Genomic DNA, 12,586 nt, shown 5'->3' with positions numbered 1-12,586 from the left:
TCTGCTCCTTCACCTCTTGTTCCGCGTTATCTAGTCCGCACTTTGCAAGACGTCCAGAAAAGCCGAACCAAACCGCTCCGCGCGCTTGTCACCGAGCAGTCTTTGCATGGCGCCCTCATCGCTCGGCCGCATTTCTGCGACCTTGGCAATCATCGATGCGGAACAGGTCAGCGGCTTGTCGATACCCTGTGGCCCCCGAGCGAGACCTGCTTGCGCTTCAAGCAGTTGGTCATAGAGACCGGCGGCCTTTCGACCTGCAAGCTTGCGTCGACTTGGATGCAGGGCTTCAGCTTCCCCATTGATTACCGAAAGGAAATCATCGCCGTATCGCTCAAGCTTTTTCGCGCCTACGCCACCAACACGGGCCATGTCATCCAGATTTGTGGGACGCGTCTCTGCCATCTCAATCAAAGTACGATCATTGAAGATGACATAGGCAGGGACCTTTGCGGCTTCCGCCAAAGCACGGCGTTTGGCTTTCAGCGCTGATAAAAGCGGCGCATCCTCTTCATTCACCAGCGCCTTCACTGCCGGACGGCGGGTGGCCTTGCGGATGCTGTCTTTGCGTAAGTCGATCGATGCTTCGCCGCGCAAGATTGGCAAGGCATCGTCCGTCATGCGCAGGGCCCCGTGGCGTTCCGGGTCGGGGCGGATCAAATCGTGCCCCATCATCTGCCGGAATACTGCTTGCCATTGGCGTTTGTCATATTCCTGACCAACGCCAAAGGTTGGCAGGCTGTCGTGACCTTTCTGGCGCATCCGCTCGGTGTCATTGCCAAGCAGAACGTCGATCAAGTGGCCGGTGCCGAACCATTCCCCGGTGCGCAGGATCGCGGACAGGGCCTTGCGGACGGCTTCGGTTCCGTCAAAGATTTCCGGCGGGGTGTCGCAGAGATCACAATTCCCACAGGTCTCGCAGCTGGTCTCGCCGAAGTATTTGAGCAGAGTTGCGCGGCGACAATGAAGCGCTTCGGCAAGCCCAAGAAGCGAATTGAGGCGCGCGTGATCCGCGGCGCGGCGTTCCGGCGGCGCAAGTCCTTCGTCGATTTGTGATCGACGCAGGCGAATGTCTTCGGGACCGAACAATGTCAACGTTTCGGCAGGCGCTCCATCGCGGCCCGCGCGGCCGATTTCTTGATAGTAAGACTCGATGGATTTCGGCAGATCCGCATGGGCAACCCAGCGAATATCCGGCTTGTCGATCCCCATTCCGAAGGCCACCGTTGCCACGACGATCAGACCGTCTTCGCGTTGGAAACGGGTCTCCACGAAACGTCGATCTTCGGGGTCCATACCGCCATGGTAATGCAGCACATTGTGACCCTCATCCCTCAGCGCTTTGGCAAGCGCCTCCGTCTTTGCGCGTGTGCCACAATAGACAATGCCCGATTGGGTTTTGCGCGCCGCCGCAAAGTCGAGGATTTGTTTGCGCGGACTGTCTTTGGCAGCAAAGGCGAGGTGAATGTTCGGACGATCAAACCCATGTAAGAAATTCTGGGGCGCTTCACCGTCAAACAGCCGCTGAACGATCTCATCGCGCGTCTCTGCGTCTGCGGTTGCAGTGAAGGCTGCAAGAGGAACGTTAAGAGAGCGGCGCAATTCACCAATGCGGAGGTAATCGGGACGGAAATCGTGGCCCCATTGGCTGACACAATGCGCCTCATCGACAGCGATCAATGACACGCCAATGCGGCGTAACATGCCAAGCGCCGCTCCAGAGGCGAGCCGTTCGGGTGCCATATAAAGAAGCTTCAATCGGCCCTGTTCAATGGCCTCCCAAACCTCTTCTGTTTCCTCATCGGTATTCCCTGAAGTAAGCGCACCAGCCTCAACACCCGCTTCGCGCAACGCGCGCACTTGATCACGCATTAAGGCAATCAACGGAGAGATGACCACCGTGATCCCATCAAGCATTAAGGCAGGGAGTTGATAGCAAAGCGACTTACCGCCGCCCGTTGGCATGATCGCCAGCACGTTCTCGCCAGCGGCCACAGCATTCACGATATCTTCTTGGCCCGGGCGAAACCCGTCAAACCCAAAGATGTCGCGCAACAGCGATGCGGCGGCCATGAAAACGTCCTGTTATGAGATCTGCTCTTTAACAGGAAATGAATCACATACCGCCACTTGCAGCAAGGTTAATGGGCTTAGAAAAACACCATTGGGACAACAAAATCGCGCAGCCAGATGATCAGGATAAAGACCACCAATGGCGCGAGATCGAGCGGGCCGGTGTTTGGCAGGATGTTACGCACCGGGCGGTAGATTGGCTCAAGCAGGCGGTTCAGCCCGTACCAAATCTGCGCTACGAACTGCTGATGCAAGTTCAGCACATTGAAGTTGATCAACCAGCTCATGATGATGTGGATCAGCATGATGAAGAATGCTGCGTTCAGCACAAGCATAAATAGGGCACCAATTGCGGCCACGATGATCACTCCTGTTGTCTCACGTGCCCAAACAGTTAAGCGTCACGGCGGTAAATCACAAGGTGCCGCGCGGTCAATATTGACGAAGGGGTGTGTGGGGCAGATCTCCTTGGGACAAAGGAGATTGCCCGTGTATCCATTTTTAAGAATGTTCTGGGGTTTGCATCGTGCGAAATCGATGCCCCGCATGGGCTTGTTTGATACCCATGTTTCCGAACACAGGTGCTGGCCACAAGACATTGATATGTGGATGGAGCTCAATAACGGGCGCACACTTACGATGTACGACTTAGGACGAATTCCGATGACGGCGCGGTTGGGTGTGATGGATGTACTCAAGTCCGAGCGCTGGGGAATTACCGTTGCAGGTAGCGTGGTACGCTATCGCCGCCGCATTCGCCCGTTTGAAAAATTTGAAATGCGCAGTCGTGGCCTGTTCTGGGACGACAAGTTTTTCTACATGGACCAGACAATCTGGAAGAAGAACGGCGAGTGCGCAAACCATGCGGTTTTTCGCACGGCGGTAACAGACAGGTCGGGCATCGTTGCGCCAGACAAGGTGATGGCAAAGATTGGCAACACCGATCCCTCTCCGGAACCGCCGGAATGGGTCACGCACTGGTTGAAGGCAGAAGAAACGCGGCCTTGGCCGCCTGTAAAGACGTGATGTCCAGTATGACAAATGTCTAAGACTTAAGAGGAAATGCTTGCACGAACTCATGATCGCTGCCTAAGTCAGCATATCGGTCTGGGGGACAGAAATGACTGCAATATCATCCAAGCGCCGCATTTGGGGGTGGTTCTTTTTTGATTGGGCGAGCCAGCCTTATCATACGCTGCTTTTGACCTTCATTTTTGGCCCCTACATCGTGGGTATTGCAGCTGACGCGTTTATGACGAGCGGGGCCGCGGAAGGCGCGGCAAAAGCGCATGCGCAGACCATGTGGTCCACGATGTTGGCGATTGCAGGTCTGACGATTGGTTTATCGGCACCGATTTTGGGTGCATTAGCGGACACGACTGGGCGACGGCTGCCTTGGATCATCTTGTTCTCGGCGATGTATGTAATCGGCGCTACTGGCTTGTGGTTTGCGCTGCCTGACGGATCAAACTTGACGCAAATCTTAGTGTTCTTTGCAGTTGGGTTCATTGGAGCCGAGTTCGCGCTGATCTTTATTAATGCCCAGTTACCTAGCCTTGGAGACGACCAAGAAGTCGGCAAGATTTCTGGATCGGGGTTTGCTTTTGGTTATCTGGGCGGTTTTGTCTGCCTGGTGATCGGGCTTTTGCTTTTTGTCGAGCAAGGTGATGGAAAAACCATATTGGGTATCGATCCGGTCTTTGGTTTGGCTGCCTCTGAGCGGGAAGGAACGCGCGCGATTGGTCCGTTGACGGCCTTTTGGTTTGCGATCTTCATGGTGCCCTATTTCATGTGGATGCGGGACGAAGCTTCAAAAGCAGGGCGCCTGAGCGTAACGCAGGCATTAAAAAACCTCTCTGGGTCTGTTCGGGCCTTAGGCAAACGGGTCTCTTTAGCGACCTATTTGGGGTCTTCCATGTTTTACAGGGACGCGTTGGGTGGACTGTATGGGTTCGGCGGCACATATGCAGTCCTCGTACTAGATTGGACCGTTCCACAGATTGGCGTTTTTGGCATTATCAGCATTATCGCGGCAACTTTGTTTAGTTGGCTTGGCGGCAAAGCGGATTTCCGATTTGGACCGAAGCCTGTCATCATCTTCGCGATTTGGGTTTTGATTTTCGTCTGTCTCTTGGTTGTTGGCATGGACCGCACACAGTTCTATGGGATGCCATTGGCAGAAGGCTCAAACGTCCCTGACATCATGTTCTACTGCTGTGGTGTTCTGATCGGCGGCATGGGCGGCATCCTTCAATCAGCCAGCCGGTCATTAATGGTACGGCACGCCGATCCGGCCAGCGCGACCGAGAGCTTTGGTCTCTATGGCCTGTCCGGTCGCGCCACGGCATTTCTTGCCCCTGCATCGATTGGCGCCGTGACGGCGATTACTGAGAGTGCGCGCATTGGCATCTCGCCGCTGATCCTCCTCTTCCTTTTGGGTTTGTTTCTGCTACGCTGGGTGAAACCAGAGGGGGACCGAGCAGAATGGGACGTATCCTCGCAGTCTTAGGTATTACCGCGGCCCTGTTGGGCTGTCGGTCTGATACGGACACCAGCCAGACAGTCACGCGACAAGCCATTCCGACCTCAATGCAAGGTGTGGAGGCCAAGCAGCTTTTTGGGGCAAAGGCTCAAGGATCCCCGCAAGCTCCAGCGCCATATGGCAGCTATGCCAAAGGGTGCTTTGGTGGCGGTGTGATGTTACCAGAAACCGGCCCGACCTGGCAGGCCATGCGTCTGTCGCGCAACCGGAACTGGGGCCACCCTGAAACCATCGATTTCATCAAAAAGCTATCTGCGAAAGCGGCACAGCAACCCGGTTGGAAAGGACTTTATGTAGGCGACATCAGCCAACCTCGTGGAGGGCCGATGCTGACCGGGCACCGCAGTCATCAGATCGGGATGGACGTGGATATCTGGATGCGCCCGCCGAAAACGCTTTCGCTTTCTGAGAAAGACCGCGAGTTCATCAGCTCGATCAGTATGCGGCGCGCCAACGGGGCCTATGTGAACAGCGATTGGACGAAGCAACATCACGAGATCATCAAAGCCGCTGCCCAAGACCGACGCACGGCACGAATTTTCGTGTTTCCGGGCGCAAAGGTTCAAATGTGCAAAGATGAAAAGGGCGACCGCGCCTACCTGCGCAAAATCCGCCCATGGTGGGGACACCATTACCATTTCCATGTGCGCCTGAGCTGCCCCGAGAATGCGCCGGGTTGCGTGAACCAAGCCCCACCGCCCGCAGGCGATGGGTGTGAATCCGCCGAACAATGGGTGAGGGACATCTTGAACCCCCCACCACCAAAGCCTAGAGACCCAAATGCGCCAAAGCCAAAGCCGAGGCGGGAACTCACCATGGCGGATCTACCCAACCAATGCATTACCGTATTGCAGTCGCGCTAGCAGCGATCCTCTTTCTGACATGGCATGTGAGCGCGACGCCAAAGGGCGCGGCGCAATTCGTGTCAGCGGTGAAGTGGGACCAAAAAGAAGACTGGTTCGGTGGGTTTTCTGCCATTGAAGTCGCCGCGGATGGGGCAGGTTTTACGGCTCTCACTGATAGTGGCACTTTGGTGCAAGGCACGTTCCTGCGGCAGGACAATAAGATTAGCGTCATCAAAACCGCATCTCATGACGACGTGCAGGACAAAAATGGGCTGATCAAACAGCACTTTGATCGCGACACCGAAGGGCTGGCCATTCATCCAGATGGACGGCTGTTCATTTCCTTTGAAGGCCGCCATCAAGTCTTTGCCTATCGCCAGCCCGGTGACCGCGGGGTTAGCCTGAAGCGCCATGTTGATTTTGAGAAGATGGAAACTAACGGCTCCTTAGAAGCCCTGGCCATCGATCAGGACAACAATCTCTACACACTCGCAGAGACCCCAACGGACGCATGGACCGACCTTCCACTTTATCGGTTTTCAAAGGGGCGCTGGGTGCAAGCCTTTACCTTGCCAGAGCGGAACGGTTTCAGGCCAGTCGGCGCGGATTTTGGTCCTGACGGCCAGTTCTATCTGCTGGAGCGCAAGTTCAATGGCATCGGGTTTCGTACACGCGTGCGGCGGTTTGATCTGTCAGGATCAGAGGTTTCTGGCGAGGAGGTCCTTTTGCTCACCAGCACCGGCACACATGACAATTTGGAAGGGCTTGCCGTGTGGCGAGATCCTGAAGGCATGATCCGGCTGACGATGATTTCCGACGACAACTTTCTGTTCTATCAACGCACCGAAATTGTCGAATACGTGGTGCCAACCGCATCATAACCGAACTTAACCGCCTCCAATGTCACCGCTTTGTGAAGCGGATCTTAAGCGGTGGTTAATATTGTGGCCCCCCGCAGCATTTTGCGAAAGCTTCACAAAAAACCACATGATTTTGTTTTGACATCTCCAAAATCTGTGGCAGGCTGAAGGTACGCGAAATCATTGAAAGGAGGTGCCCATTGTCTAGAGAAGGAATGGAGAACGGTGTCGGAACAGTTTGGGAGGACTGCAGCTAGGGCAGCCCTTGGCTGGTGGAAAACCCAAATTGGTGATCGCCTAACCGGCGCACCTCCTCAAATCTCGAAGGGCTGTTCCCACGCGTGGAACAGCCCTTTTCGTTTGTCCGAAAACCCTGCATTTTACGCCCATGATTGTGATCAACGACGCCATAACCATTCAGGACTGGGAACTGACCGAACAGTTCGTGCGCGCCTCGGGGCCGGGCGGGCAGAATGTGAATAAGGTGTCCACGGCAGTGGAGCTAAGGTTTGAGGCGGAACGCTCGCCCAATTTGCCGGGTCCCGTGAAGAACCGATTGCGGCGACTGGCGGGGCGGCGTTGGACCAAAGAGGGCGCGTTGATCATTCAATGTGATGAGACTCGCAGCCAAGCCAGAAACCGCGAATTGGCGCGGGAACGGTTGGCGGAGTTGATTTCCAAAGCGCTGGTGAAGCCGAAACGACGGATTGCGACCAAGCCAACTTATGGCAGTAAGCAACGGCGGTTGAAGGCGAAAAAAGAGCGCGGCGAGGTGAAGGCGTTGAGGGGGAAGGTTCGGGACGAATAAAACCAAAATGCTTGGATTTATACCGTCTCGGATTTCTTAGTTCGTTCCTGTGATAGTGCGGTTATGGATCCAGCTTCTAAGATAGACCAGTAACAAGACAAAAATTGTCGAAATGCTTAGTATCATTCCGACTTTCTCGCTCCAATGCAGTTTGAGCGTCAAATGAATAACCCTTCCTTGGAAGCCACCTTCGGGCGGCATTAAGTCTATCGTGCCATAAAGCTTGTTGGGTACAACTTTGATATAATTGCCATCTTCAAGATACCCCGACCAAAGCGACCAATATTGGATCGGCAACTGTAATTTTTCATTATCGATGAGCGGCTGGACTGTTATTTTCCGCGCCGTCGCGTCGATATAATATTGGCCCACACTATTGATGTGGATTTGACTTTGGTTTGATGCGATTACCTCGTCCATTTTCATTCGCTGAGAGAAGGCTACGAACGGCGGTTCAACTTGCGTCGAAAGTGCTGCCAGCGTTTCAGGGCTCAAGTATTCGACCGCGCCGATTGTAGTGCTACCAGCGTCAAATCCTCGCCATGCGTTCTTATTCGTAGCGTGTACCGCCGACCAAACCAAGAAGACCGCGCCTGTGACGAGAAGGAGCGACGTGAATTTTACTATAGGGCGGGCCAAAGCAAAAATTGCACCGGTTGCCAGCGCGACTGCAAAGTCCAAGAATACTAATGATCTGAACGGAAATTGAACCTTACGAATTTCCCAGTTTCTCCAAAGCAATTCAGATGCCTCAGAATTGAGAAAAATTACAATCGTCGCCGGCGCGATTATCCAAATCCGTAATGAGCCCTTAGAAGCGAATGAACCAATTAGGAGAAGTGGCAAAGATACGGCGATGCAAGCAACGATTTGAACCATGAAGTTTGAATTCGGCTGGTCGAACTTACCACCGAATAACCAGTTCTCGGCGTGAAAGTATAATGTGTATAGCTGTTCGATTGACACAAGTTTCCTTAGCGCAACCGCGGGTAGCCAATAAAAAGCTGAAATTAGCAGCCCAATGGAGCCCCACTTAAATAAGGTTATAATAAAGGAGCGATAAGGACTTCCATTTTCGCTGGAATCGAATGCGGATATCACAGCTGCAACAAGTACAAAATGTGCGGCAAGGAAGGCCGTGGGGAGATGGCATAATACCAGGCCGGCAACTCCTATGGAAAATAGGTATTTTCGGCGGCCATTGGTTCTTATCTCCTCAAAACCATAAGCGGCTAGAGGAATGAAAGCATATGCACAAAATTCACCTATGGCCTGCCGGATGAACCAATCGATAATCAGATGATAAGGCAGTACAGAATAGACAGTTGCACCGATTACTGCGCCTGAGGTGTGCACAAATCTAGCTAAGAATTGATAACAAAAATAGCTACCTAAAAGCCAAAATATGACATTGCCAGCAACGATTTTTGTTTCGATTGAACAAGATTGGCAAATAGGATCTATAGACGATGCAATCAGCCAAAATGGAAGAGGGGCATAGAAAAAGAAATCGTACCCGCCCTGATTTCTCCAGAGGCCAGGAAGGTGTCTGGGAAGTGGGTTATTCCAATCAAATGTGTTGATATATTCCTGCGCCCAAGGATAATTGAAACTTGCGCTATGGCCGTTTGGTAGGCCTACCGCGAACAAGCCAATCAAAACTGTCAATAAAACCAGAAAAGCTGTAAATCGGACGACCAAGTTAGTCCCTCAGGAAAATTGATGATTATTGCTCAAGCTGACTATTTGGTTTGCTCTACCATTAGACTGTCAAAGCACCCGGATCACGTCTTTATCGATCCCCAACATGTAACCGCGCCTCGCGATGTTTTTGACCAATAGCTCGCTGACCATCTGGTTGCCCAGACTGTCCCGCAGCCGTTTGATCCGGGTTGCCCCGGCAGCTTCTTCGCAATCCGCTTCTGTGCGGCCTGATATGACTGCTTCAATCGCAACCCCGGTCAGCACCTCATCGTCCATCCGCGCTTCTGCGAGGACCGAAAGCGTCTCCATCGCCGCATCGGTGAGCTTGAAGCCCATATTGTTGAGGTAGACCTTCTTCTCATCCCGGCTGATCAGAAGCGAATTCACTTGGATGCCCGAGCGTTCAATCTGCGCCATGCGACGGTTCATGGTGATGAGCATCACAAGGAACACGAGCGCTGCGATCATCATGCCAGTGGCAAAGATCAACAACACAAAAATCACCATGCGATAGCTCGCCAGGATTTCCGCGAAGTTGGTGCCAGACTGCGCGATGATCTCAAGCAGTTTGAGTTCCGCCTGTTTGGTCAGGTCATCATTTTCCACGAACAACTGCTCGACCCGTGCATTAAACGCGTTGGCATCGGGCAGGGTGAGAAGAAGCAAGGCGCCCGCCCCAAGCAAAATGGCCACGATGGCGATGATGCCAAGCGTGACCACGCGGCTGCCGATCTGGCGGGCCTCAATAGCGGAGGTAGTATGCTCCTGCATCAGCTTTCTTTCCTTCAAGTCCGGATGCGTCAAAGACTGACAGAACATTTAGCAAAACCCAACCGTCCCGGCTGAGACGTGAAGAGATTTGAGTTTGCGCGTTTGCTTTGCTGCACGCCCCGTCAATCTGGGACACGCCGTAATGCAGTCGCAACGGATCGTTCTGTTTGGCTTTGTAATCCGCATAGCAATCTTGAGCCATAGCCGGTGCGGCAAGGCTCAGGCAAAGCGCGGAAAGCGTTATGATCATGGTTTTTCTCATGTCGATCACTCTGCTGTGAATTGGCGAGATATTCAATAACAACAGGCATTTCCGAGGGTGATATTCAATATCATAGGGACGTTATTGCGTGACTTTTGTGGGTCAGGTCAGGGTGAGGTTATCAGCTTCGCCAACACGGCGGACAAAGGAATCACACCTGACACGAAAGGCCATGCACCATGTCCACGAAGTTCATTAAATCCATCTTGATCGCGGCGGTTGCCGTAACAGGGATCACTGTTGCAACTGCATCTCCTGCCAAAGCGGGCAATGATGATCTCGCAAAGTTTCTGTTTGGCGCGACTGCGTTGATTATCATTGGTAAAGCGATCAGCGACTCTGATGCGCAGGCGTCAGAAAAATACCAGCCTGGTCGAAAATACACGCCGAAACCAAAACCACGCTTTTCCAAGGCACTGCCAGGGCGTTGCTTGCGTCGCCACCACACTTGGGATGGCCGTGTGCGCATGATGGGACGTAACTGTCTGAACAAGCATTACAGCCATGTAAATCGCCTGCCAGAGTCCTGCCGCACCCGCGTGCGCACCGACAATGGTGTACGTCGCGGATACCAGATGCGTTGCCTGCGCAACAAAGGCTTCTACATCGCGTCCTAAGCGTTTGAGGTCGAGCACAGGAACGGGCGATCCGCATCCCCCACTTTCGTCCAGGTTGGTCGTTCCGAAGAACCGGCGCTCCGTGTGTGGCGCCGGTTTTTTCTTGCGGGTTTTCCGGAACTGCGCTTTGTGGAACCCCATGAGTAAGCCTGATTATGAATTGGAGCAGCTGGCGATCTTTCGAGGGGCGACCTCGGTTGTCGGTGTTGATGAAGTCGGGCGTGGCCCTTTGGCCGGGCCGGTCATGGCGGCGGCGGTGGTGTTAAGCCCGGATCGTATTCCAGAAGGGCTTAACGACTCCAAAAAGCTCGGCGTTAAGCGTCGTGAGAGCCTTTATGAGCAAATCCTCGAAGTCGCAGATGTGGGCTTTGGCGAAGCAACTGTCGAAGAAATTGACCAGATCAACATCCTACAGGCGAGTTTGTTGGCCATGCGCCGCGCGGTACATGACCTCAAGTCCCCCGCCGACTACGCATTGGTGGACGGTAAATTCATCCCCAAAGGACTGAATATTCCCGCCGAAGGTGTGGTGAAGGGGGATGCAAAAAGTGTTTCAATTTCAGCGGCTTCGATTGTGGCGAAAATAAGGCGCGACCGTTTGATGGAGTCTTTGGCGCAACAGTTTCCCGGATATGGATGGGAAAGAAACGCTGGTTACCCTACGGTTGAGCACCGCGAAGCACTCAAAAATCTTGGCGTAACACCACATCATCGGCGTTCATTCGCCCCGGTACACAACATCTTGTATCAAGAGAAAAACATAACATCCTGATTCAAAATATAAATTGACCTCGATTCACGTTTCGTTGATCCTGTGGATAACCAAAGAGTACAAAAGTACCGGGTTACCAAAACATGAGCCGAAAAATCGGCCACACTAAAATATGAGCGGAAAAATCCGCCGTTGCTATTGAGGCAGTTACATGACGAAACCTAGGAAGAAGGGCGCGGCGGCGCTCCCTCTAAACACGATTCTTGATGGCGATTGCATTGAGGTGATGAATTCTCTGCCTGAGAATTCTGTCGACCTGATCTTTGCCGATCCCCCTTATAACCTGCAGCTGAAGGGTGATCTGCATCGCCCGGACAACTCCAAAGTAGATGCGGTTGATGATGAGTGGGATCAGTTTTCTTCTTTCGCCGCATATGACAAATTCACCCGCGAATGGCTGGCGGCGGCGCGTCGCCTTTTGAAGCCAACTGGCGCGATCTGGGTTATCGGCAGCTATCATAACGTGTTCCGCATGGGCGCCGAGCTGCAGAACCAAGGTTTCTGGATTCTGAACGATGTGGTTTGGCGCAAGTCCAACCCAATGCCGAACTTCCGCGGCAAACGTTTCACCAACGCACATGAGACCATGATTTGGGCGTCCAAGTCCGAAGGTTCCAAATACACTTTCAACTACGAAGCGCTGAAATCCTTGAACGAAGGCGTGCAAATGCGTTCTGACTGGGTGCTTCCGATTTGCACGGGTCATGAGCGTCTGAAAAACGAAAACGGTGAAAAAGCGCATCCGACGCAAAAGCCTGAAAGCCTGTTGCATCGCGTGTTGGTTGGCTCCACCAACCCAGGTGATGTGGTGCTGGATCCATTCTTTGGCACAGGCACCACCGGTGCCGTTGCGAAGATGCTGGGCCGCGAGTTCATCGGCATTGAACGTGAAGAAGAATATCGCAAGGTCGCCGAGAAGCGTATCAAGTCTGTTAAAAAATACGACAAAGAAGCGCTCGAGGTCTCTACATCAAAACGCGCGCAACCTCGTGTCCCTTTTGGTCAATTGGTCGAACGCGGCATGCTGCGTCCTGGCGAAGAGCTGACCTCTATGAACGGCCGCTACAAGGCAAAGGTACGCGCCGACGGCACATTGGTTGGCAAAGACGTTAAAGGGTCTATCCACCAAGTGGGCGCCGCCTATGAGGGCGCGCCGAGCTGTAATGGCTGGACCTATTGGACTTACAAGAAAGAAGGTAAAAAGGTTCCTATCGACCTTCTTCGCCAAGAAATTCGCGCTGAAATGGCGCGTCCGAACTAGCCTTAAAGAACACAGGAAAACCGTGGCGGGGTTGCCTCAGCGACCCTGACCATGACCCGATTTAATTGAGGTAC

At 53.3% G+C, this 12,586-nt stretch carries 13 protein-coding genes; 8 read left to right on the top strand and 5 right to left on the bottom strand.

The window, feature by feature from the left end; all coding sequences use genetic code 11:
• Positions 1–30: 30 nt before the first annotated feature.
• Both recQ and TA5113_RS04195 read right to left on the bottom strand, forming a co-directional pair.
• Complete coding sequence (recQ, locus tag TA5113_RS04200; RefSeq protein ID WP_058313447.1) at positions 31–2,070, bottom strand: DNA helicase RecQ; 2,040 nt, start codon at positions 2,068–2,070, stop codon at positions 31–33.
• Positions 2,071–2,147: 77 nt separating this feature from the next.
• On the bottom strand, positions 2,148–2,429 hold the full coding sequence (locus TA5113_RS04195) for a YggT family protein (protein WP_058313769.1): 282 nt from the start codon (positions 2,427–2,429) through the stop codon (positions 2,148–2,150).
• A gap of 130 nt (positions 2,430–2,559) precedes the next feature.
• Between TA5113_RS04195 and TA5113_RS04190 the strand changes: the two genes are divergently transcribed.
• The 5 genes from TA5113_RS04190 to arfB all read left to right on the top strand — a co-directional run bounded on the left by TA5113_RS04190 (position 2,560) and on the right by arfB (position 7,125).
• On the top strand, positions 2,560–3,096 hold the full coding sequence (locus TA5113_RS04190) for an acyl-CoA thioesterase (RefSeq protein ID WP_058313446.1): 537 nt from the start codon (positions 2,560–2,562) through the stop codon (positions 3,094–3,096).
• Positions 3,097–3,190: 94 nt separating this feature from the next.
• Entirely contained in the window at positions 3,191–4,579 is a 1,389-nt protein-coding gene (locus TA5113_RS04185) for an MFS transporter (RefSeq protein ID WP_058313445.1), read from the top strand.
• An 80-nt stretch (positions 4,580–4,659) separates the two neighbouring features.
• Complete coding sequence (mepA, locus tag TA5113_RS04180; protein WP_245627103.1) at positions 4,660–5,475, top strand: penicillin-insensitive murein endopeptidase; 816 nt, start codon at positions 4,660–4,662, stop codon at positions 5,473–5,475.
• A complete protein-coding gene (locus TA5113_RS04175) occupies positions 5,448–6,338 on the top strand; it encodes an esterase-like activity of phytase family protein (RefSeq protein ID WP_058313443.1) in 891 nt (296 codons plus the stop codon). The genes mepA and TA5113_RS04175 overlap by 28 nt, the downstream gene beginning before the upstream one ends.
• Positions 6,339–6,705: 367 nt before the next feature.
• The gene (gene arfB / locus TA5113_RS04170) at positions 6,706–7,125 is read left to right on the top strand and encodes an alternative ribosome rescue aminoacyl-tRNA hydrolase ArfB (protein ID WP_058313442.1); all 420 of its coding nucleotides are present in this window, start codon (positions 6,706–6,708) and stop codon (positions 7,123–7,125) included.
• A 36-nt stretch (positions 7,126–7,161) separates the two neighbouring features.
• Here arfB and TA5113_RS04165 read toward each other — a convergent pair whose 3' ends face one another.
• From TA5113_RS04165 to TA5113_RS04155, 3 genes are all read right to left on the bottom strand, one after another.
• Positions 7,162–8,826, bottom strand: a complete 1,665-nt coding sequence (locus TA5113_RS04165) for a putative glycosyltransferase family protein (RefSeq protein WP_058313441.1) — start codon at positions 8,824–8,826, stop codon at positions 7,162–7,164.
• Positions 8,827–8,895: 69 nt separating this feature from the next.
• Positions 8,896–9,600, bottom strand: coding sequence for a winged helix-turn-helix domain-containing protein (locus tag TA5113_RS04160; RefSeq protein ID WP_058313440.1), 705 nt, complete (start codon positions 9,598–9,600; stop codon positions 8,896–8,898).
• The gene (locus TA5113_RS04155) at positions 9,572–9,850 is read right to left on the bottom strand and encodes a hypothetical protein (protein WP_245627095.1); all 279 of its coding nucleotides are present in this window, start codon (positions 9,848–9,850) and stop codon (positions 9,572–9,574) included. The genes TA5113_RS04160 and TA5113_RS04155 overlap by 29 nt, the downstream gene beginning before the upstream one ends.
• Positions 9,851–10,041: 191 nt before the next feature.
• Here TA5113_RS04155 and TA5113_RS04150 point away from each other — a divergent pair, with 191 nt between their 5' ends.
• The 3 genes from TA5113_RS04150 to TA5113_RS04140 all read left to right on the top strand — a co-directional run bounded on the left by TA5113_RS04150 (position 10,042) and on the right by TA5113_RS04140 (position 12,512).
• Positions 10,042–10,479, top strand: coding sequence for a hypothetical protein (locus tag TA5113_RS04150; protein ID WP_058313438.1), 438 nt, complete (start codon positions 10,042–10,044; stop codon positions 10,477–10,479).
• Between the two features lie 139 nt (positions 10,480–10,618).
• Positions 10,619–11,251: a ribonuclease HII gene (rnhB, locus tag TA5113_RS04145; protein ID WP_058313437.1), complete on the top strand. Its 633-nt coding sequence runs from the start codon at positions 10,619–10,621 to the stop codon at positions 11,249–11,251.
• A 151-nt stretch (positions 11,252–11,402) separates the two neighbouring features.
• Positions 11,403–12,512: a site-specific DNA-methyltransferase gene (locus TA5113_RS04140; RefSeq protein ID WP_058313436.1), complete on the top strand. Its 1,110-nt coding sequence runs from the start codon at positions 11,403–11,405 to the stop codon at positions 12,510–12,512.
• Positions 12,513–12,586 lie beyond the last annotated feature (74 nt).

The sequence above is a fragment of the Cognatishimia activa genome (genome assembly GCF_001458335.1).
Classification (GTDB): domain Bacteria; phylum Pseudomonadota; class Alphaproteobacteria; order Rhodobacterales; family Rhodobacteraceae; genus Cognatishimia; species Cognatishimia activa.
This window is presented reverse-complemented; position numbering and strand designations above follow the sequence as displayed.

Coding starts and splice junctions, on each gene's coding strand:
- recQ (WP_058313447.1), bottom strand. CDS start 2,070: ATGGCCGCCGCATCGCTGTTGCGCGACATCTTTGGGTTTGACGGGTTT.
- TA5113_RS04185 (WP_058313445.1), top strand. CDS start 3,191: ATGACTGCAATATCATCCAAGCGCCGCATTTGGGGGTGGTTCTTTTTT.
- mepA (WP_245627103.1), top strand. CDS start 4,660: ATGCAAGGTGTGGAGGCCAAGCAGCTTTTTGGGGCAAAGGCTCAAGGA.
- TA5113_RS04175 (WP_058313443.1), top strand. CDS start 5,448: ATGCATTACCGTATTGCAGTCGCGCTAGCAGCGATCCTCTTTCTGACA.
- arfB (WP_058313442.1), top strand. CDS start 6,706: ATGATTGTGATCAACGACGCCATAACCATTCAGGACTGGGAACTGACC.
- TA5113_RS04160 (WP_058313440.1), bottom strand. CDS start 9,600: ATGCAGGAGCATACTACCTCCGCTATTGAGGCCCGCCAGATCGGCAGC.
- TA5113_RS04155 (WP_245627095.1), bottom strand. CDS start 9,850: ATGATCATAACGCTTTCCGCGCTTTGCCTGAGCCTTGCCGCACCGGCT.
- TA5113_RS04150 (WP_058313438.1), top strand. CDS start 10,042: ATGTCCACGAAGTTCATTAAATCCATCTTGATCGCGGCGGTTGCCGTA.
- rnhB (WP_058313437.1), top strand. CDS start 10,619: ATGAGTAAGCCTGATTATGAATTGGAGCAGCTGGCGATCTTTCGAGGG.
- TA5113_RS04140 (WP_058313436.1), top strand. CDS start 11,403: ATGACGAAACCTAGGAAGAAGGGCGCGGCGGCGCTCCCTCTAAACACG.